This window comes from Megamonas funiformis, from assembly GCF_010669225.1.
Lineage (GTDB): Bacteria > Bacillota > Negativicutes > Selenomonadales > Selenomonadaceae > Megamonas > Megamonas funiformis.
Genome location: NZ_CP048627.1, coordinates 2,361,900 through 2,382,153 on the forward strand (window position 1 = coordinate 2,361,900; position 20,254 = coordinate 2,382,153).

The window sequence follows — 20,254 nt, forward strand, 5'->3', positions numbered from 1 at the left end:
AGCATAAAGATAAAAAAAATGCAACTTTGTAACAGAAAGATTATTTTAAATTATTAAATAATATTGACGAAAGAGGTTATTTTATTTATGAAAAATAGTAAAATTTTAAAATAAATGAAATAAAATTTAATAAATATGAATGGTTTTTGGTGCAAATAAATCAATATTAAGAAATAAAATATCGGAATATGTGATTTATTAAAATCAAATTAAAATTTAATTAAAAAGTAAATTAGAGATAAAAACAGTGATATTTAGTATAATAAAATTTAACCATACTGAGCAAGAAGTCTCCTACCTCTAAGGTAGTGAGATGAATTGCTCCTTAGGAGATTGACTGGATATATGTTTTATGAGATAATCTTATTGGTCGAATATAAAAAAATGTGGTGATTATAATGAATTTAGACAACAATGCTCATTCAGTATTTTTGCTAAATTATCATTTAGTATTAGTCATAAAATATAGAAGAAAAGTTTTTGATGACAACATTTCTTCACGAGCTAAAGAAATATTTGAGTATATATCTCCTAAATATAATATAACTTTGCAAGAATGGAACCATGATGAAGATCATGTTCATATATTATTTAGAGCTCATCCTAAAAGTGAAATAAGTAAATTTATAAATGCTTATAAAAGTGCTAGTAGTAGACTTATAAAAAAAGAGTTTCCAAGTATTCGTAAAAAATTATGGAAAGAATATTTTTGGAGTCAAAGTTTTTGTTTGCTCACTACAGGCGGTGCGCCAATAAATATTCTTAAGAAATATATTGAAAGTCAGGGTATAAAAAATGGTAAGAAAAGCTAAGTCAGATAGTTTATCTAAAAAAGCATACAAATTTAGAATATATCCTAGTGAAGAACAAAAGATTTTCTTTGCTAAAACATTTGGTTGTACTCGTTTTATTTATAATCAAATGCTTGCAGATAAAATATCTTATTATGAAAAAACGAAAGGAATGCTCCATAATACTCCTGCTCAATATAAAAAAAAATATCTTTGGCTTAAAGAAGTAGATAGTTTAGCATTAACTAATGCACAGAAAAATTTAGAGACTGCGTATGATAATTTTTTCAAAAATACTAAAATAGGATTTCCAAAATTCAAAGCAAAAAGAAAAACAAAAAAAGCATATACCACTAATAATGTAAATAATAATATAAAAATAGTGAATAATTATCTAAAAATACCTAAGATAAAATCACTAATTAAAATAAAAATACATCGTAATATTCCAGATAATTACAAATTAAAATCTGTAACAATAAGTCAATCCGCAAGTGGAAAGTATTTTGCAAGTATTCTTTTCGAATATGAAAACCAAGTAATCGAAAAGAAGTCAAAAACTTTTGTAGGATTAGATTTTTCCATGCACGAATTATATGTTGATTCAGAAGGAATATATGCAAATTATCCTAAATACTACAGACAAGAACAGCTAAAACTAGCAAGAGAACAAAGAAAATTTTCTAAAATGGAAAAAGGAAGTAAGAATAGAGAAAAACAACGAATAAAACTAGCGATAGTTCATGAAAAAGTAGCAAACCAAAGAAAAGATTTTCTACATAAATTATCCAAAAAACTTATAGAAAAATTTGATTGTGTTTGTATAGAAGACTTAAATATGAAGGCATTAAGTCAAGTATTAAATTTTGGAAAATCAGTAATGGATAATGGTTGGGGAATGTTTGTAAATTTTTTAGATTATAAGAGTAAAGAAGTAGGAAAGAAATTAGTAAAAGTAGGGAAATATTTTGCAAGTTCGCAAATTTGTAGTAATTGTGGATATAAAAATAAAGAAGTAAAAGATTTGTCTATAAGACAATGGAAATGCCCAAATTGTAAAGTAGTGCATGATAGAGACATAAATGCAGCGATAAATATAAGAAATGAAGGCATGAGAATAGTCTTAGGATAAAATAAAAAATAAAGAACCGTGGGATGCACGGGGATAGCTTGCTTATGCTTACAACAAAAGTTGTATCGAACAAGAAGCCCCACTTCTAAGCGATAGCGAAAGTGGTGGGAGTACATCACAAGGATTAGGAATGACAAAATTCTTAATCCTTTTTTTATTATGTCTATATTATATAGAAGAAAAAATATTTATCTGAGTTTCAAGAGTGCATAATACTTGTCATTTTGGTAAAAATGATGTATACTATGAGAAAATATTTGTCTTTATATTGTGCAATTTTAAAGGAGATGTATTATTTTGTTAAGTCGTATTGGAAAAAAATATCAAGAAATGGCTTTATTAAAACTAATAGTTTTAGGGCTTATAATTGGTATTTTCATTGCAGTGGCTGTGCCGACAGCTGTACCTGCCGTAGCTATCTTAGGGGATTTATTCGTTAAAGCTTTAAAAGGTATTGCACCTATTTTGGTATTTATTTTAGTAATGAACGCTATGGCACAAAAAAATGCAGAAGCTAGTGCATCTATGAAACCTATTGTTAAATTGTATGTACTCGGAACATTTTTTGCTTCTTTAGTAGGCGTATCTATGTCATTTTTATTCCCTACAACATTACAATTACAAGTTGCAGATGCTACAATAGCACCACCAAGTGGTATCGTAGAAGTTTTACATAATTTACTTATGAGTATCGTTGATAATCCTGTTAATGCTTTAGTTAATGCAAATTATATTGGTATTTTAGCTTGGGCTATTTTAGCAGGTGTAGCTTTACATGCTTCTTCCGATAAAACTAAAACTATGATTGCTGATTTAGCTAGTGCTGTTACAAAAATTGTAAAATGGATTATTCGTTTTGCTCCATTTGGTATTATGGGCTTAGTAGCAAATGCAGTAGGAACAAGTGGTATTGGTGCTCTTTTAGGTTATGCTCATTTACTTGTTGTATTGCTTGGAGCATTCTTCATCGTTGCGCTTGTTATGAATCCATTAATCGTATTCTTACACATTCGTCGTAATCCTTATCCATTAGTATTTGCTACTCTTCGTGAAAGTGGTTTATATGCATTTTTCACTCGTAGTTCTGCTGCTAATATTCCAGTAAACCTTTCTTTATGTAAACGTCTTGGGTTAAATGAAGATACTTATTCTATCTCTATTCCACTTGGTGCAACAATCAATATGTCTGGTGCTGCTATTACAATTGCTATTCTTTCCCTGGCAGCTGCTCATACACTTGGTATTGAAGTTGATATTTTGATGGCATTATTATTATCTATAATCGCTACAGTTGGCGCTTGTGGTGCTTCAGGTGTAGCTGGTGGTTCATTGTTACTCATTCCAGTAGCATGTGCATCTTTTGGTATTAGTAATGATATCGCAATGCAAGTTGTAGGTGTAGGCTTTATTATTGGTGTGCTCCAAGACTCTTGTGAAACAGCTTTAAATAGTTCTAGTGATGTATTATTCACAGCAACAGCAGAATTTGCTGCTCGTTCTAAAGAAGGAACTCTTGATGTAAAAGATATGGTTCCACAAAATAGAGCTTGATAATAATTTATAAATGATAATAGGCGACATTTTAAGCTTTAATTGCTTTTAATGTCGCTCTTATTTTTACTTTTATTTAAAATAAAAAGGACTTAGTTTTATAAAACTAAGTCCTTTTCTATAAGTAGCTTAAACTACATTAATTTATGTTCAAGTTCTTGTATTTTCTTTTTATGATGTTCAATGGCAAATTTTAAATGACTTTGAACTTCATCGCTAGTAGCCTGTTTAAAAGCTTCTTCTAGTTTAGCTAGGCGAGTCCTAACTTCAAGAAGTTCATCACTTAATATGGTTTTTTCATTTAAACCAATGCCATAAACAGTTCTGATATCATTCAATATAATATCAGCATAACCTGGTTCAGATGATACAGTTTCAAGATATTTTGCTAATTCATAAATGATACTATAAGGATCTTTTCCTTCATTTAGCCATTTTAACAAATTCATCTTGATATTTTGCTCTTTACCATGAGCAGAATTAATATTATCTGTCATTATTATAATGCTGTTTGAAGATATTCTTTAATAGCGTTTCCATCTTCCATAGTCATAACAGTGTCTAAAGCTGCTTTAGCTTGAGCAGATGTTATGGAACGGATTTTTTCTTTTACGCGTGGAATAGATGGAGCACTCATGGAAAGTTCGTTGATACCCATTGCCATTAAAATAGCAGCAGCATTAGGGTCACTAGCCATTTCACCGCACATACCTACCCAAATATTATTATTACGAGCAGACTCAATAGTGAGTTTAATGAGGCGAAGAACAGCTGGATTAAAGTGATTATAAAGATAACTTACATTAGTGTTAACACGGTCAACAGCAAGTGTATATTGAACAAGGTCATTAGTACCAATGCTAAAGAAATCAAGGTATTTAGCAAGTACAGGAGTCATTACAGCAGCTGCTGGAGTTTCAACCATGATACCAAGTTGAACATTATTGGAGAATGGTTTTTCTTCATGAGCAAGCTGTGATTTAGCTTCTTCGATAATTGCACGTACTTGTTTTACTTCTTCTACGTTGATAACCATTGGGAGCATCATTGCTGCTTTACCATAAAGACCAGCACGTAAAATAGCTTTAACCTGTGGCATAAATACTTCACGACGGTTTAAACAAATACGAATTGCACGGTAACCTAAGAAAGGATTTTCTTCTTCTGGGATATTTAAGTAAGGGAGTGGTTTATCGCCACCGATATCCATTGTGCGAATTACACATAAATGACCATTGCATTTTTCAATAGCTTCTTTATATGCTTTAAATTGAGTTTCTTCATCAGGAATAGTATCTCTACCCATGAATAAGAATTCAGAACGGAATAAACCAACGCCTTTAGCACCAAATTTCATAGCAGCTTCAACATCTAAATGAGTGCTGATGTTAGCCATAAGGTCAACTTCTACACCATCTTTAGTTACTGTAGGAAGTTTGGAAAGCTGAGCATAATGTTCTTTTAAGCGGCGTTGTTCTTCTAATTTTACCTGATAGGAAGCGATTAAATCTTCAGTTGGTTCAACAAAGATTTCACCAGTTTCACCATTTAAGATAACTTCAGCATTATCAGGAATATCTTTAATTTTATCGCCAAGACCTGCAACAGTAGGGATAGCTCTTGCTTTAGCAATGATTACAGCATGGCAAGTAGTACTACCATTACCTAAAATTACACCAGCAATTTTTTCAGTAGGAATGTTAGCGATAACAGATGGTTCAATTTCTTCTCCGCAGAGAATTACAGCACCACCATCAACTGTTTTTTCTTTAAGACCTAAAATACGTCTTGTTACGCGTTTACCAACATCGCGGATATCTACAGCACGTTCACGGAAATAAGTGTCGTCCATTTGTTCAAAGATAGATGCATTTTCTTCAGACGCTTCAAGTACAGCTTTTGGTGCACTTCCACAAGCGCCGAGTTTTAACATAGCATTTTCTTCGAGCATAGGGTCTTGTACCATCATACGATGTGCTTCCATAATGCCTGCTTGTTCAAGCATGCCTTTATCACGAAGTGTTTTAATATTTGTTTGAAGTACTTCAGCTGCATAAGCTAAAGCTTCTTTAATTTTTGATACTTCTTCTTCAGCAGTTCCTGGAGTGTAAGCATCAATATAAGATTGTAAATCTTCTCCGAGTTTCATTACTTTGGCAATAGAAATACCAGTAATAACTCCTTTTCCTCTTAATTCGTACGGCAAAGTACAAATCCCCCTCTCTCATTAACTCTCAGTTTAGAAATTATTCTTCACCGAATTTGTTTTTGATGAGACCAGTAAGAGCATCAAGAGCTGCTTGAGCGTCGTCACCTTCAGCATTGATAGTGAGTTCAGTACCCTGAGTAAGACCAAGGCTCATGATCATAAGAATGCTTTTAGCATCAACAGTTTTACCTTTAGCAGTAAGTTTGATTTTGGAGCTGAATTTGTTAGCTTCCTGTACAAACATAGATGCAGGACGTGCATGTAAGCCAGTTTTGTTTTCAATAATAAGTGTAGTTTCCATTATAAATAAACCCCTCTCTTAATACATCATAGAACATAATTGTATATTTAACATTATCGTTTGAAAATTATGTCTTTGTTAATTATAACTAAAAATTGCAAAAATGACTAGTGCATTTTGGAAAAAAATAAGAAATTTTCTAAAAAAACTTTAATTGAACATCATTTCTGTCATTTCCATAACTAAAACATAATAAATCAAAAGAAATGTTATTTTTAAATATCGGTTTTATTACGAAGTGAAAGTCTTATAATAATGGATAAATTTTTATTTGTTAAAGTAAATTATATCTGAAAATCTCTCAATATATAATGTTAAATGCTGTTTATTTTAACTTATAGAATTTTATTCATAGAAAAATTTTTGGTTGGTTTATTTTTATATTAAGAAATAAATAAAAAAGTTAGCTTTTTCTTGAAATCAAAAAAAACGTAAATTATAATAAAATTTATCTATAAAGGCAGGTGAAAAAGTGTGAAACAATTTAATCAAGATAATATGAAAAGTATAAGTGATTATATCAACAATTTTTATGAAGATAATCCCTTTACAAAACATTTAGGTGTGGATATTGTTTCGATTGATAAGGGTAATGTATGTGTTAGTCTGACAATTAAACATGAACATACAAATGTTTATGGCATAGCTCATGGTGGTGTGATTATGTCCCTTTGCGATATGGCTATGGGCGCAGCCTGTCTTAGTGTGGGAAAAAAAGTAGTAACTTTGGATTTTAATATTAATATTTTAAAATCTATTGATATGGAAGATGTGGCTATTGTAAAAGGAATGATTATTCATAATGGAAGAAGTACAGTAGTTGCTGAATGTGAAGTTTTTAATAAAGATAATAAATTATGTGCCAAAGCTCGTGGTACATTTTTTGTGATAGGACGATTAGCTAGTGAATGAGATGATTTTTAAACGACTTATAATTTTTAGTATAGTTTTTGTACAAATTTTTATAGCATTTAACCCAGCAAGGGCTATGGATAGCATAGTAGATGATGCTCCACCAGTAGATGAATCAAAACCATATATTCCTGTTACAGCAGATAATCTACAAGATATGACTGCTCAAGCTGCAATTTTGATAGATGCAACTACAGGTAGAGTTCTTTATGAAAAAAATCCAGACGCTAAGGCAATGCCTGCAAGTACGACTAAGATGATGACTTGCATACTTGGACTGGAAAATGCAAATGATGATGACATTGTTGAAGTTGATAAACGTGCTGTAGGTGTAGAAGGTTCTGCCATTTATATAAATGAAGGCGATAAAATAAAAATGTCAGAACTGTTGCAAGCTACAATGCTAGCCTCTGGTAATGATGGTGCTGCTGCTATTGCTTATTATGTAGGAAAAGGTTCCCTAGAAACTTTTGTGCAAATGATGAATGATAAAGCAAAAGAAATTGGCGCTACTAATACACATTTTAATAATCCTCATGGATTGACAGACCCAAATCATTATACAACAGCTAGAGATTTAGCTAAGATTGCAAGATATACATATCAAAATGAAAAATTCCGTAAGATAGTATCAACAAAAGAACAAGAGATACAGTGGGTAAATCCAGCGGAACGAAAAGATATCTATGGTAGTACAAATCGTTTATTGTGGAATTATGATGATGTAACTGGTATAAAAACAGGGTATACTGATGCTGCTGGTGGCTGTTTAGTAGCTTCTGCACAAAAAAATGGTGTTACACTTATTGCCGTAGTATTGAAAACATCAGATAGTAGAGCTCGTTTTGTTGAAGGCAGAGCTTTATTGGATTATGGATTTAAACATATAAAAGAAATGAAAACTGTTGATGAACAGAAATTAATTTCTAGTATATATACGCATAATAGCACTAATTATAAGACTACAGTAAAACCTATACAGCCTTTTACTTATTTAGTCATGGATACAGATAATGTAGATGATTTTTCCTGGAAAATGAATTTACCAGCATATATAGATGCTCCATTAAAACAAGGTGCTAAAGTGGGAACAGTTGATTTATTATATCAGGGAAATGTTGTTGGTAGTGTAGATATGGTAACGACAGAAGAAGTAACAGAAGGATTTAATCTTTTAGGTTTTTTACACAAATTATTTTTTAGTTAATAAAGAGAAAACTTAATAAATGAAGGGAATGATAATATGCAAGCATTACTACACGCTATCAGTGGTGTTTTGACTTTGATTTTTATGGGGCTGATAGGTTGCTATCTAGCTAAGATTGGTTGGATAAACAAAGATAATAAAGCTCTATTGCCGAAATTGGTAACAAATATATCATTGCCTTTGTTTTTTATCTATAATATTACACATGCTTTTAGTCATGACCAATTATTGCATTTAATAACTGGTTCTATCGTGCCATTTATTTCTATTGGTGTATGTTTTATTTTAAGTGTGTTTTTGGCAAGATTTATGTCTAAAAAAGGTCATAGAGGAATTTTTCAATCTACATTTACAACTTCAAATACTATTTTTGTAGGTTTACCAGTAACTATGGCATTATTTGGTGAGGAAGCAATACCTTATACTTTATTGTATTTTTTTGCTAATACTACATTCTTTTGGACTTTAGGAAATGCTTGTATTCAGGCTGATTCAAAAGAATTTTCTTATCAGCAAATGTTTACTTTAAAAACATTGAGAAGAATTTTTTCTCCACCGATTTTAGGGTTTTTAGCTTCATTGATTATTTTAATTTTAGACATTCCTTTACCTAAATTTTTTATGGATACAGCTCAATATATGGGGAATTTAACAACACCACTTGCTTTGATTTTTATAGGTGTAACACTTTATTCCATGGGTTTGAAAAAAATTCGTTTTGATTTAGGTTTAATAGGTATATGTTTAGGTAGATTTATAATTGCACCGCTTAGCATGTACTTATTGTCTTTTATCTTCCCTATACCAGAATTGATGTTTAAAGTATTTGTAATCATGGCGTCATTACCTGCGATGATTCAAACAGTAGTATTATCTAGTCTTTATAATACAGATACAGAATATGCAACATTAGTAGTTTCTGCGACTACATTATTATCTATAATTACAATTCCAATATATATGGTATTATTATCGTAAGTTTTTGTTCATTTCTTTGATGACAAAGAAACGAACCAAAGAAATCACCGCAGATAAAATTTTAATTTTGAAAATAATTATCGCTTCATACAACGCTTAGAAACTCGCTACGCTCAAACATTCAGACTAAAACCGTATTCAGCGATAATTATTTTCAATAACCTTGCGGTTACCTTTAAAATTTTATAATGCGGGAAATAAAAATACGTATTATTTAATTGTAATTAATGTTTATATTAGTTTATGAATAAGAAAAATTATGTGAAATGTTGTACCTATTAGTGGATTTTACAGCAATAAAAAATTGTTTTTATCAGAGTAAAATCAGTATCATAGGGCGATTTTCTTTTTTTACATTTTTATTTAAAAGAAGACAAACATTGCACATATTGAGGAGAAATTTTTATGTCCTATAAGGTTTATTTATTTGATTTTGATTACACTTTGGCAAATTCAGAAGTTGGTATTGTGAAGTGTTTTGAGTTGCTTATGGAGCAGGAGGGGTATCCACTTCGTCCTAAAGATGAGATAAAAAGAACTATTGGTCTGCCTATGAGTGAGGCTTTGTCTATATTGACTGGAGAGGTTGATGAAGCAAAAATACAGGAATTAAAAGATAAATATACTGTTTTTGCTGATTTATATATGACAGAGAATACATATTTATATAATGATACAAAAATGGTATTGAAGACTTTAAAAGAACGTGGGGCTAAAATAGCAATTATCTCTAGTAAAACACGTCGTCGTATTATGCAGACTTTGACTAGGGATAAAATAGATGATTTGGTAGAGTTTATTATCGGTAGTGAGGATAAATATGCGTATAAACCTGCTCCAGATGGAATTTTAGAAGCTGTTAAGCGTTTAAATGTAGATAAAAAAGATGTAATTTACATTGGTGATAATATTGTAGATGCTCAAGCTGCTCAAAATGCGCAGGTGGATTTTGCAGGGGTATTAACAGGAAATAATATTAAAGCAGATTTTGCAAAATTTCCTCATGTTAAAATAATGAATTGTTTACAAGAATTAATATAATGTCTTAGATATAAAATTTAAAATAATTATGTAGATAAAAAGAAAAAGTAGTCAACTAAAATATATTAAACGGAAAGGGGAAATTTAATATATTTTTAGATTGACTACTTTTTGGCTATAAGTAATGGATCATCTTCACGCAAAATTAAAGCATGATCAAAATTCAAAAAACTTCCCATGCAGTTTTTTGAATTTCATTACAAGGGAATACCATATTTACGCCAGAATTAATAGAACCTTCTACTTCAATAGTAAGAACACCTGTATGCCCATGAAGATATTGAGCTTCGCCCTTGAAACCATAAAAACGATGTGCATACTGTAAATCAAGTTTTGTAATACTTCTCATAAATAACACTTTCTTTGTAATTTTTATTAATCAATAATCTTTATCCATTAATACTGCATCAACACTTCTATAAAATATCAATATTTTTTAGAAATTTTTATTATTTTTTTACATTTACTTCATTATCCTTTAAAATATACCATTTATAATAAAAGCATATCAGTTAGGAAATAGCACCTCTGGTTATTAGATACATTTATAGAAGAAGAAGACTTGCTATGCGTGGTAGCTTCTATCTTCTACAAAATTAACTCCATTTTGAGGTAATAATTATGACAGATTTTAGTAATGTTTTCTTAATCAGTGATATGGATGGCACATTAATTAATTCTAAATCGCAAATTTCCACTATTAACAAATATGCTTTAAATGAATTCACTAAAGCCGGTGGTACATTTGCAGTAGCTACTGGAAGAACCCTCCACAGTTGTAAACAATATATTCCAGAGCTTCCTATAAATGCACCTAGCATATTTTATAATGGCACAATCTTGCAAGATACGAATAATAATGTAGTCTTAAAAACATTATCACTGCAAACAAAAATTCTTTTCAATTTTCTCAAACAATGTTTAATTCATTGTCCTAACACTTGTATAGAACTTCATACTAAAGATACTTTTTACATCATCACTAAAGAAGAATTTGATGACCCTGTTATCAAACGTGAAAATTTATCTTATATCAGAAGTAATCTAGATGACCTTTATGATTTAGATATCTTAAAAGTCCAATTCTATACAACAAATACTCATACGATATCATGGCTCCATAATTTCGCCAAATCTATGGAGATGGATAAAATTGCCAAATATTTTACTTCTTGGTATAGTTATTTTGAATTAATTCCTAAAAATGCTTCTAAAGGTATTATGTTGGATAATTTACGCAAAATGCCTATGTACAAGGATAAAATATTTATCGCTGTTGGTGATTTTGACAATGATATAGAAATGCTTCTCTTTGCCGACTACGGCATTGCTGCTCAAAATGCTACGCAAAACCTTAAACAAGTAGCAGACATCATCGGCGTAAGCTGTGATGAACACCTTCTTTTTCATGTTATCAACAAAATTATTCCTAATTTGGATAAACTGATGATAACAACTCTTCAAACTGCATAAGAAAAACCTTCTATGTATAGCCCTAACATAGAAGGTTTTTCTTTTTTTATCTATAAATTTATTTCACAGCAAACTCTTTATAAGCCTGATATAAACGCTCTAATGCCCAATAAATATATTTTGTTGGACAAGCCAAATTCCAACGCTCAAACCCACTACCTGCTTTACCAAATATATAACCTTCATCAAAATAAAGGCACGCTTTTTGGCGATTACGCATTTCTAATTCTTCATTAGTTAAATTAAATGCTCTAAAATCAAGCCATAATAAATATGTCGCTTGAAGCTGTGTTATTTTCACTTGTGGAAAATACTCTTGCATAAAATCCATAATTGTTTTTTTATTTGTATCAATGATATTTATGACCTCTGTCAACCATTCTTCACCATATTCATAAGCTAGGCGACAAGCTTCATAACTCAAAATACTACAAGCAAAATCTGCATCAGTTGCTTGTTCTGCTTTAAATAAATTGCGATAATTTTCATTAGCTATAAATACATTAGAAAGTTGCATACCTGCTAAATTAAATGTTTTACTTGGTGCTGTGCAAATAATTGAATGTTCTAATGCTTCTTTAGAAATCGTACCATAGGAAACATGTTTAAATCCCGGCATGATTAAATCTGCATGAATTTCATCTGCTACTACTAAAATATCATTTGCTAAACAAATTTCACTGATTTTAGTTAATTCTTCTCTTGTCCAAATACGACCGCAAGGATTATGTGGACTACAAAGTATCAACATTTTTGTATCTATTGCTTTAGCTTTTTTTGTAAATAAGTCCCAATCAATATCATATGTCATACCATTATTAATCAAAGGTATTTCCACTAATTTTCTTTGATTGATTTCTATAGCTTTATACATAGGATAATAAACAGGTGTAAATAACATCACACCATCGCCTTTTTGCGTAAATGCTTTTACAGCAGTGAAAAAAGCATTTACTACACTATGTGTTTCTACAAGCCATTTTTCATCAACTGTAAAATCATGATGTTTTTGTTGCCATTTACAAACGTTTTCACGATATTTTTTATTCGTGCCTGCATAGCCTAAGATATTATCATCTATAAATTTCTTTAATCCTTCTGTGATTTCTGGGGCAAGTTTAAATTCCATATCAGCTACAGAAAAAGGAATTACTTTTTCATCTACTAAAGGATTATTTTTCATTTCCTGCCATTTTTGACTGCCAATGCCAAAGCGAGCATTAATATTTTCTAAATCGTATTTCATAAAATACACCTCTTTCATTTTTAATTATCATATTCCCCCATACCCCCATATAAAAATATTTTTACTTTCCTAAATTATAGCTTAATGCTTTGATATCCATGATTTTATTTTAATTTTTATTTCTATCCTATACATAGGCTTATATTTATCATTTATAAATAATATAATGATGGCAAATAATATTATTTATAAGGAGGATTTCATCATGCATATTCCTGATAATTATTTAAGCCCTTCCACTTGTGCTACTTTATTTGTAGCTATGACACCTATCTGGTACTATTCTATCCGCAAGATAAATAAAACTTTATCTGCTGATAAAATCCCTTTAATTGGTATAGGTGGCGCATTTGCTTTTATTTTAATGATGTTTAATCTGCCCATTCCTGATGGCACTACAGCCCACGCTGTCGGTGGAACACTCATTGCTTTACTGCTAGGACCCTATGCTGCCTGTATAGCTATCAGTGTAGCACTTTTCATTCAAGCTATAATCTTTGGTGATGGTGGTATTTTATCTTTTGGGGCTAATTGTTTTAATATAGCATTTATTTTACCTTTCACAGGCTTTTTTATTTATAAAATTTTAAATAAAATTCATTTATCTCCGTTTTATCATAAATGCACTATTTTTCTATCTGCCTATATCAGTATAAATTTAGCTGCTTTTTTCACAGCTTTAGAACTTGGTATTCAGCCATTATTATTTGTAGATAATTTAGCTCAACCGCTTTATTGTCCGTATCCTCTTTGGATATCCATACCTGCCATGGCTTTATCTCATTTGACAATTGCCGGCATAGCAGAAGGTTTATTTACTTTATCTTTATATCTTTTTATCCTCAAGACATCTCCAAATATAATTTATGACAGCCAACAAATAAAATTAAATTCTATTTTTTCTTTATTAGCATTTTTAATTATCATTTCTCCAATTGGACTCATAGCTGAAGGTACTGCATGGGGTGAATGGGCTCCAGAAGAAATTTTAAATGATACTTCTTCAGGGGTTTCTCTTGGATTTATTCCAGAAAAATTATTAAATGGATTTAATTATGAAGCTTTTTTCCCTGATTATACTATGAGTGGGACAACTGATATTTTAGCTTATATAGCTTCAGCTATTATTGGTGTCGCTCTTTTAATCATTATCTTTAAAATACTTGGAAGTATTATTTATGCAAAAAAACAATCACTTTGATAATTCTGCTAAAATTCCTAAATGGCTTTTAACTACAGATGAGTACACACCCCCAAAGGATAAAGATAAATTTTGGCAAAAAACTTTATTTTCCATTACTACTAAATTAATTTTTCTTCGCCATCATAATTATCCCCATAAAAACAGTTGGCTAAATCCCAGTGAAAAATTATTACTCATTTTTCTCACCATAATTTTAATAAATTCTGCACAAAAAATATTTTTTCCTTTAATTCTCTTAGCTTTTAGTCTAATTTATTTATCGACTTTAAATACTAAACTCATCATTTCTATATTAAAACCGACTTTGATATCAACTTTATTCTCTTTGATAATAATTTTACCTTCTCTATTACTAAATAATACTCGCCTTTTCTATCTGCCTTTTAAAATTTTTATAACTGTTCTTCTTTTAGCTTATATCGCTCAAACTATCCCTTTTTATAGACTAAGTAAAATTCTTCGCCTATTTCATATTCCTGCGATATTTATTTTAACCTTAGATTTAACACTAAAATATATCGTGATTTTAGGAGATACCATTACCAATTTATTAATTTCTCTAAAATTGCGCTCTGTAGGTAAAAATAATTTTAAGTATCAAAGTCTAGCCTCTATATCAGGCACTACATTTCTAAAATCACAGATTTATACTAAAGAAACTTATCATGCTATGATATGTCGTTGTTTTGATGAAAATTACACGCCAGTTATTAAACATAAATTTAAATTAAAATATATTTGGCATATTATCGTAATTATCATCTATCTATTATTTTATTTTTTCAGTGAAGGATATTTTCTATGACACCAATTATAAATCTATCTCATATAAGCTATAACTATGAAGAAGTTTCTGCTTTAAATGATATCTCTCTTGAAATTTATGCTGGAGAATTAATCTTTTTTACGGGTCCTAATGGTTGTGGTAAATCCACTTTATTTAAACTTTTAAATGGTCTAATCTTTCCCACTAAAGGTGAATATTACTTTGATAATAAGAAAATCGATAAAAATACTTTGCAAGATAATATATTTGCTAAAAACTTTCATAAACGCATTGGCTATATTTTTCAAAATCCAGATGTGCAATTATTCAATGCTACAGTATATGATGAAATCGCCTTTGCCCCAAGGCAAATGAATTTAGATGAAGACATCATTCATCAACGTGTAAATGAGCTTTTAATTTATTTAAATATACAACATTTACAAAATAGACCATCTTATCATCTAAGTGGTGGCGAACAGAAAAAAGTGGCTCTTGCTGCAATCTTAGCTCTAAATCCAGATATACTTATGATTGATGAGCCTTTAAATGGGCTTGATAATAAAACTAGACAATGGTTTAAAGATTTTCTCATAGATTTTATCAAAGCTAATAAGACTATTTTGATTTCTACGCATGAACAAGAATTATTATCCCTACCTCATAGTCGCATTATAAAATTCAATGATGAGCATACAATTTTAAATTAAAATCAACTAAAAAAGTGTTGTATATAGCCTAGACCATATACAACACTTTTATTATTTATGACTATATAAACACCATGGTTCTTCTGCCATATAATTGCCATCATTATAATAAGCAGCTCTAGCTCTACAGCCACCACAGCTGAATTTATATTTACATTTACCACAATTACCTTCAAATTCAAAAGTACGCAATTTATTCAATACTTCGCTGTTTTTCCAGATTTCATCAAATGGAGTTTTGCGAACATCGCCAAGTTCCATATTTAAATAAGCACATGGCTGTACTTTTCCGCGAGGGCTGATAATGCAATAAGATGTGCCAGCCAAGCAACCACGACGGAAACGAAGTTTCATACCCATCTGATCAGCTATACGCATAAATTGAGGTGCACAAGTAGGTTTTAATTCGATATCCACTTCTTGCTGTTTTTTCATAATTCTTGTGATAACATCTTCATATTCTTTAGCGCGAAGTGTTTCTGCTTCGATATTTTTTCCTCTACCTGTTGGCACTAAAAAGAAAATATGGTGAGCCACAGCGCCTTCTTTAACGGCAAAATCTGTTAAAGCTTCCAATTCATGTTGGTTCCAATCCATCACTGTTGTATGAATTTGAAATGGCAATCCTACTTTACGACAATTTCTCATACCACGAACAGCGCCTTCCCAAGCATTAGGAAATTTACGGAAATTATTATGTTTTTCTGCGTCCATGGAGTCAAGAGAAATTCCCATGCCCATAGCGCCAGCATTTTTTAATTTTAAAGCCATTTCTTCTGTGATAAGCGTGCCATTTGTACCAAATACAGAGCGAAGACCTAATTTTGTAGCGTATTCCACAAGTTCTACGATATCTGGACGCATAAGTGGCTCTCCACCAGAAAAAATCATGATTTTAAAGCCAGCTTTTGCAATCTGCTCTAAAAGCGTTTTCGCTTCTTGCGTATTTAATTCTTCATCTGCTTTACAACCAGCATCACGATAACAATGGTCGCAAAACATATTACAAGCATTTGTTGTATTCCATGAAATAATCATTATTTTTCAGCTCCTGTAATACCAATTTCTTCATCAGTTAAATAACAAGAAGGGTCTGATTCCCAAAAATCTCCAGTGCGAGCTTCAGCACGTGTTCTAAAATTACCATTACAATTATCTAAGAATTTGCATTTACTGCAACGACCTTTTAATAATGGTTTTCTATCTTTCAATCCTGCCATAATAGGATTTGTTGTATCTTGCCAAATATCACCAAATTTACGTTCACGAACATTGCCAAAAGTATGGTGTTGTGTAAATTGGTCAGGATGTACATATCCAAGTGGGTCAACTTCGGCAAAAGCCATACCAGAACGGTTACCACCATTCATTGCGATATATTTTTTAATCTGCTGAGCAAGTTCATCTTTGCCTTCTTGAAGTGCTTTTAAATACATATATACACCATCGCAATGATTATCTACAGTCAAGATTTCTTTTTTCAAACCACGTTCTTCAAAATCACGAGTGCGACGAATGATTATATCCATAGCACGGCGAGATTCTTCAGCTGTTACATCTTCATCCATCATTTGATTGCCACGACCAGAATATACTAAATGATAGAAGCACACACGATTGATATTTTCTTCTTCAATGAAATCAAAGATATTTTCTAATTCTTGGATATTATGATGATTGATAGTGAAGCGAAGCCCTACGCGTTGGTCAACTGCTACACAGTTTTTAATACCATTCATAGCAGCTTCAAAAGCTCCAGCTTTTCCGCGAAATTTATCATTTACTTCACGAAGACCATCTAAGGAAATGCCCACATAACCTACACCAATATCTTTGATTTTGCGAGCTACTTCTGGTGTAATCAAAGTACCATTAGTAGATAATGTAGGACGTACACCTTTTTTCGCTGCATAGTCTGCAAGTTCAAAGAAATCTGGACGAATTAATGGTTCTCCACCAGAAAATAATAATACTGGCACATTGAAATCTGCTAAATCATCAATGAATTGTTTTGCTTCTGCTGTAGTCAATTCATTTTGATATTTTTTAGCATCAGAACTCATATAACAATGGCGACATTTTAAATTACATGTACGTGTAGAGTTCCAAACTACTACTGGTCCCATGCCTTCTCTTACGCCATTTCTTGCTTTATGAGCATTATCTGTATAACGAAGAGAGTCTCCAAAATATTCTGTTGCAAATAATAATTTCGTTACGCTTATCAAGTTATTTCACCTATTCCTTATTTTAATTCTAGTTTATACAAGCAAATATTTATATATTCAATATATGTATAAGTAATTATGAACGACATTCACATTTACAATATATTTATAATAACAATATAAAGGTTAAAGGTCAATAAAAAGCTTTTATAATAATTTTTCTATTTTGACCAAAAAAATATCTTTTTATCCCCATATATTCTACAGAGATAAAAAGATATTTACATCTTAATAATTTATTCTTTTTTTACCAGCGACTAAACGTTTTAAAGAATTTACTTCACGTGTAAGTCTATTGATAGCTTTTACTAAAGCAGCTACTGGATTTGCTTGTTCTACAGTTTCTACTTTTTCCACTTTTTCTACTTTAGAAATGCTTTCTTCTTTTGCTTTAACTACTGGTTTTACTTCGATATTTTCTTTTTTCTGTACTGGTGTTTCATCTACATTTTGTACAATTTTACGAGGACGACCTCTTCTTTTCTTTGCTACTTGTTCATTTGTTTTTACTTGTGTTTCTACTTTTTCTACCTTAGTTTCCACTTTTGTTTCTACTGCTTTTTGTGCATTTTTTGGTGGACGGCCTCTTCTTTTTTTCTGTGGTGCTTCTTCTTCTTTTACTTCTTTTTTAACCACAGGTTCAGCTAATTTTATATTTTGCGCCATAGCAGCAATTTTATTTACACGTTTTTTAACTGTTTTTGCTTTATTTTCTGTAGCTTCTACTTGTGATACAACTTCTGGATTTTTACGAGGACGACCGCTTTTTTTCTTTGGCATATCCACTGTATATTCTTCTTTTTTTGTTTCTACTACTGTTTCTACCACAGGATTTTTACGAGGACGACCTCTTCTTTTTTTTGTTGGTTCACTATTCATTATTTTTTCTTCCTTTGTTTCTACTGATATATTTTCTTTAGTATCTATGATTAATTGACCATCAGCATATAATTTTCTCCATCTTGCTGAAGCTCTTTCTATGCGTTTATTGCCTAAAATTGATGGGTCAAAACCTGCTTCAATAAAAATTTCTGTAGGTTTTTTCCCTGCTAAATAATTTTTTACATAATAAGATTTAAATGCTTCTGTATAAATAATTCTTGTTTTTTCTACTGACTCTACATTAGGGTTTTTACTGAGAATTTTTCTTTGTTCTTCGGTAAATACTTTTGCTGCCAATTCATTTCGCCTCTTTCATATGTATATATCTTATTTATAATCATAATATATACCATTGATAAATTCAATATATTATGCTAAAAAATCCCCCTAAAATTTTCCAATTAGTCCTAAAATAAGTCCTAATACACCAGAACCAGCCAAAATTTTTATAATTCCCACTTTTTTTCTAACAGCAATAAAAGCTACAATTAATACAAATAAACCTAAATAATCAATATCTGCTACATTTATTGGCATTTTTTCTGTATTGAACAAAGCTAAAAATATAAAACTCATACCAGCAGAACAAATTAATGCTACTACAGCTGGTCTTAAGCCATTTAATATACCTTTAATCACCCCAATATTTCCATATTTAAAAAATAATTTTGCTAAAATAATACCTAAAATAAACGATGGCGTTACAAATCCCAATGTTGCCACAATAGCACCTAAAAACCCTGCTACTTTCATGCCGACAAAAGTCGCTGCATTAATACCAATAGGGCCAGGAGTCATCTGAGAAATTGTAAAAATATCTATAAATTCACTCATGCTAAGCCAGCCATGTACATCTATTACTTGTGCTTGGATTAATGGCATGGAAGCATATCCACCACCAACACAAAATAAACCTACTTGAACAAAGCTCCAAAATAATTCTAAATAAATCATGGTAAAAATCCTTTGCTATTTTTCTATCACTAAATTAATTATTTTAATTATATTTTTTATCCCTCATTAAAATTAAACCAATAATTCCATCAATAACGATTAAATACATTACATTTATATCCGTAAAAAAACTCATGCCAAAGGTAAAACAAATAATAAATAAGGATAATATATATTTTTTCTTTAATTCTTTTTTCAATAAATCGTAGGCTACATTGATAATCAATGCTGTAGCACCACATTGCATACCTTTTAATAGCAATTTCACATATGGATTTGTAGCAAATAAATTATAAAAAATACAAATTAAAGATAAAGTGATAAGCGGTGGCAATACAGTAGCTAGTAAAGCTGTCAAAGTTCCTTTTACGCCACGCATTTTATATCCTAAAATTACAGCAGAATTAATCGCCACTACCCCTGGCATAGATTGAGCTATAGCTACTAAGTCTAAGGCATCTTTTTCTTTTATCCATTTATATTCATCGACATATTTTGCCTTCAATAGCGGTATGATTACAAAACCGCCACCCACAGTAAAAGCACTGATAATAAATGTGGATTTAAATAATTTCCAATAAAAATTCTCTGCCTTTTCCATTTCAACATTCCTTTTACATAAAATAAAGAAATCACTATTATCGATTGAATATACAATAATAGTGATTT

Annotated in this window: 21 protein-coding genes; 11 read left to right on the plus strand and 10 right to left on the minus strand. The window is 30.7% G+C overall.

The annotated features are described in order from the left end of the window. Positions 1-398 precede the first annotated feature (398 nt). From tnpA to sstT, 3 genes are all read left to right on the plus strand, one after another. Positions 399-812 (plus strand): IS200/IS605 family transposase, encoded by a 414-nt coding sequence (gene tnpA / locus GXM21_RS11780; RefSeq protein ID WP_008539432.1) that lies wholly within the window; start codon positions 399-401, stop codon positions 810-812. Beyond that, a complete protein-coding gene (locus GXM21_RS11785; protein ID WP_008539431.1) occupies positions 796-1,923 on the plus strand; it encodes an RNA-guided endonuclease TnpB family protein in 1,128 nt (375 codons plus the stop codon). Before tnpA ends, GXM21_RS11785 begins: the two co-directional genes overlap by 17 nt. A 297-nt stretch (positions 1,924-2,220) precedes the next feature. Further along, positions 2,221-3,474 carry a serine/threonine transporter SstT gene (gene sstT / locus GXM21_RS11790; RefSeq protein ID WP_008539430.1) on the plus strand — a complete coding sequence of 418 codons (1,254 nt, stop codon included), beginning with the start codon at positions 2,221-2,223 and terminating at the stop codon, positions 3,472-3,474. Between the two features lie 134 nt (positions 3,475-3,608). Here the strand turns inward: sstT and GXM21_RS11795 are convergent, their stop codons facing one another. Genes GXM21_RS11795 through GXM21_RS11805 form a run of 3 tightly spaced genes read right to left on the minus strand, consistent with a single transcriptional unit; the run spans position 3,609 to position 5,984 of the window. Continuing rightward, complete coding sequence (locus tag GXM21_RS11795; RefSeq protein ID WP_008539429.1) at positions 3,609-3,971, minus strand: hypothetical protein; 363 nt, start codon at positions 3,969-3,971, stop codon at positions 3,609-3,611. Positions 3,972-3,973: 2 nt separating this feature from the next. Further along, entirely contained in the window at positions 3,974-5,680 is a 1,707-nt protein-coding gene (ptsP, locus tag GXM21_RS11800; protein WP_008539428.1) for a phosphoenolpyruvate--protein phosphotransferase, read from the minus strand. Between the two features lie 40 nt (positions 5,681-5,720). Continuing rightward, positions 5,721-5,984 (minus strand): HPr family phosphocarrier protein, encoded by a 264-nt coding sequence (locus GXM21_RS11805; protein ID WP_008539427.1) that lies wholly within the window; start codon positions 5,982-5,984, stop codon positions 5,721-5,723. A 474-nt stretch (positions 5,985-6,458) separates the two neighbouring features. Here GXM21_RS11805 and GXM21_RS11810 point away from each other — a divergent pair, with 474 nt between their 5' ends. The 4 genes from GXM21_RS11810 (at position 6,459) to GXM21_RS11825 (ending at position 10,122) form a co-directional block, all read left to right on the plus strand. Beyond that, complete coding sequence (locus tag GXM21_RS11810) at positions 6,459-6,896, plus strand: PaaI family thioesterase (protein ID WP_008539426.1); 438 nt, start codon at positions 6,459-6,461, stop codon at positions 6,894-6,896. Position 6,897: 1 nt separating this feature from the next. Further along, the gene (locus GXM21_RS11815) at positions 6,898-8,103 is read left to right on the plus strand and encodes a D-alanyl-D-alanine carboxypeptidase family protein (protein ID WP_227152773.1); all 1,206 of its coding nucleotides are present in this window, start codon (positions 6,898-6,900) and stop codon (positions 8,101-8,103) included. A gap of 36 nt (positions 8,104-8,139) precedes the next feature. Next, positions 8,140-9,081 (plus strand): AEC family transporter, encoded by a 942-nt coding sequence (locus GXM21_RS11820; RefSeq protein ID WP_008539423.1) that lies wholly within the window; start codon positions 8,140-8,142, stop codon positions 9,079-9,081. 405 nt (positions 9,082-9,486) lie between these two features. Then, positions 9,487-10,122, plus strand: a complete 636-nt coding sequence (locus tag GXM21_RS11825; protein WP_008539422.1) for an HAD family hydrolase — start codon at positions 9,487-9,489, stop codon at positions 10,120-10,122. Between the two features lie 163 nt (positions 10,123-10,285). On the opposite strand, the gene GXM21_RS11830 is transcribed toward GXM21_RS11825, so the two are convergent. Beyond that, entirely contained in the window at positions 10,286-10,471 is a 186-nt protein-coding gene (locus tag GXM21_RS11830) for a 6-carboxytetrahydropterin synthase (protein ID WP_008539420.1), read from the minus strand. A 272-nt stretch (positions 10,472-10,743) separates the two neighbouring features. Between GXM21_RS11830 and GXM21_RS11835 the strand changes: the two genes are divergently transcribed. Then, the gene (locus tag GXM21_RS11835; RefSeq protein ID WP_008539419.1) at positions 10,744-11,595 is read left to right on the plus strand and encodes an HAD-IIB family hydrolase; all 852 of its coding nucleotides are present in this window, start codon (positions 10,744-10,746) and stop codon (positions 11,593-11,595) included. 58 nt (positions 11,596-11,653) lie between these two features. Here GXM21_RS11835 and GXM21_RS11840 read toward each other — a convergent pair whose 3' ends face one another. Beyond that, the gene (locus tag GXM21_RS11840; protein ID WP_008539417.1) at positions 11,654-12,841 is read right to left on the minus strand and encodes a MalY/PatB family protein; all 1,188 of its coding nucleotides are present in this window, start codon (positions 12,839-12,841) and stop codon (positions 11,654-11,656) included. 205 nt (positions 12,842-13,046) lie between these two features. On the opposite strand from GXM21_RS11840, the gene cbiM reads away from it, so the two are divergent. From cbiM to GXM21_RS11855, 3 genes are read left to right on the plus strand one after another with little or no spacing between them, the layout of a single operon-like run. Then, a complete protein-coding gene (gene cbiM / locus GXM21_RS11845; RefSeq protein WP_008539416.1) occupies positions 13,047-14,042 on the plus strand; it encodes a cobalt transporter CbiM in 996 nt (331 codons plus the stop codon). Beyond that, on the plus strand, positions 14,020-14,850 hold the full coding sequence (locus GXM21_RS11850; RefSeq protein WP_008539415.1) for an energy-coupling factor transporter transmembrane component T: 831 nt from the start codon (positions 14,020-14,022) through the stop codon (positions 14,848-14,850). Before cbiM ends, GXM21_RS11850 begins: the two co-directional genes overlap by 23 nt. After that, the gene (locus GXM21_RS11855) at positions 14,847-15,521 is read left to right on the plus strand and encodes an energy-coupling factor ABC transporter ATP-binding protein (RefSeq protein ID WP_008539414.1); all 675 of its coding nucleotides are present in this window, start codon (positions 14,847-14,849) and stop codon (positions 15,519-15,521) included. Before GXM21_RS11850 ends, GXM21_RS11855 begins: the two co-directional genes overlap by 4 nt. 51 nt (positions 15,522-15,572) lie before the next feature. Here the strand turns inward: GXM21_RS11855 and nirJ2 are convergent, their stop codons facing one another. The 5 genes from nirJ2 to GXM21_RS11880 form a co-directional block, all read right to left on the minus strand. After that, positions 15,573-16,559 carry a putative heme d1 biosynthesis radical SAM protein NirJ2 gene (nirJ2, locus tag GXM21_RS11860; RefSeq protein WP_008539413.1) on the minus strand — a complete coding sequence of 329 codons (987 nt, stop codon included), beginning with the start codon at positions 16,557-16,559 and terminating at the stop codon, positions 15,573-15,575. Beyond that, positions 16,559-17,749 carry a putative heme d1 biosynthesis radical SAM protein NirJ1 gene (nirJ1, locus tag GXM21_RS11865; RefSeq protein WP_008539412.1) on the minus strand — a complete coding sequence of 397 codons (1,191 nt, stop codon included), beginning with the start codon at positions 17,747-17,749 and terminating at the stop codon, positions 16,559-16,561. Before nirJ1 ends, nirJ2 begins: the two co-directional genes overlap by 1 nt. 228 nt (positions 17,750-17,977) lie before the next feature. Further along, positions 17,978-18,928: an HTH domain-containing protein gene (locus GXM21_RS11870; protein WP_008539411.1), complete on the minus strand. Its 951-nt coding sequence runs from the start codon at positions 18,926-18,928 to the stop codon at positions 17,978-17,980. Between the two features lie 90 nt (positions 18,929-19,018). Next, the gene (locus GXM21_RS11875) at positions 19,019-19,585 is read right to left on the minus strand and encodes a chromate transporter (protein ID WP_008539410.1); all 567 of its coding nucleotides are present in this window, start codon (positions 19,583-19,585) and stop codon (positions 19,019-19,021) included. Positions 19,586-19,628: 43 nt separating this feature from the next. Next, positions 19,629-20,186, minus strand: coding sequence for a chromate transporter (locus GXM21_RS11880; RefSeq protein ID WP_008539408.1), 558 nt, complete (start codon positions 20,184-20,186; stop codon positions 19,629-19,631). Positions 20,187-20,254: the final 68 nt, after the last annotated feature.

Excerpts from the sequence above, each read along its gene's own strand:
- GXM21_RS11855 (WP_008539414.1), top strand. The coding sequence starts at position 14,847 with ATGACACCAATTATAAATCTATCTCATATAAGCTATAACTATGAAGAA.
- GXM21_RS11805 (WP_008539427.1), bottom strand. The coding sequence starts at position 5,984 with ATGGAAACTACACTTATTATTGAAAACAAAACTGGCTTACATGCACGT.
- tnpA (WP_008539432.1), top strand. The coding sequence starts at position 399 with ATGAATTTAGACAACAATGCTCATTCAGTATTTTTGCTAAATTATCAT.
- GXM21_RS11875 (WP_008539410.1), bottom strand. The coding sequence starts at position 19,585 with ATGATTTATTTAGAATTATTTTGGAGCTTTGTTCAAGTAGGTTTATTT.
- GXM21_RS11830 (WP_008539420.1), bottom strand. The coding sequence starts at position 10,471 with ATGAGAAGTATTACAAAACTTGATTTACAGTATGCACATCGTTTTTAT.
- nirJ2 (WP_008539413.1), bottom strand. The coding sequence starts at position 16,559 with ATGATTATTTCATGGAATACAACAAATGCTTGTAATATGTTTTGCGAC.
- GXM21_RS11840 (WP_008539417.1), bottom strand. The coding sequence starts at position 12,841 with ATGAAATACGATTTAGAAAATATTAATGCTCGCTTTGGCATTGGCAGT.
- GXM21_RS11785 (WP_008539431.1), top strand. The coding sequence starts at position 796 with ATGGTAAGAAAAGCTAAGTCAGATAGTTTATCTAAAAAAGCATACAAA.
- GXM21_RS11820 (WP_008539423.1), top strand. The coding sequence starts at position 8,140 with ATGCAAGCATTACTACACGCTATCAGTGGTGTTTTGACTTTGATTTTT.
- GXM21_RS11850 (WP_008539415.1), top strand. The coding sequence starts at position 14,020 with ATGCAAAAAAACAATCACTTTGATAATTCTGCTAAAATTCCTAAATGG.
- GXM21_RS11795 (WP_008539429.1), bottom strand. The coding sequence starts at position 3,971 with ATGACAGATAATATTAATTCTGCTCATGGTAAAGAGCAAAATATCAAG.
- GXM21_RS11835 (WP_008539419.1), top strand. The coding sequence starts at position 10,744 with ATGACAGATTTTAGTAATGTTTTCTTAATCAGTGATATGGATGGCACA.
- GXM21_RS11815 (WP_227152773.1), top strand. The coding sequence starts at position 6,898 with ATGATTTTTAAACGACTTATAATTTTTAGTATAGTTTTTGTACAAATT.
- GXM21_RS11880 (WP_008539408.1), bottom strand. The coding sequence starts at position 20,186 with ATGGAAAAGGCAGAGAATTTTTATTGGAAATTATTTAAATCCACATTT.
- GXM21_RS11825 (WP_008539422.1), top strand. The coding sequence starts at position 9,487 with ATGTCCTATAAGGTTTATTTATTTGATTTTGATTACACTTTGGCAAAT.
- cbiM (WP_008539416.1), top strand. The coding sequence starts at position 13,047 with ATGCATATTCCTGATAATTATTTAAGCCCTTCCACTTGTGCTACTTTA.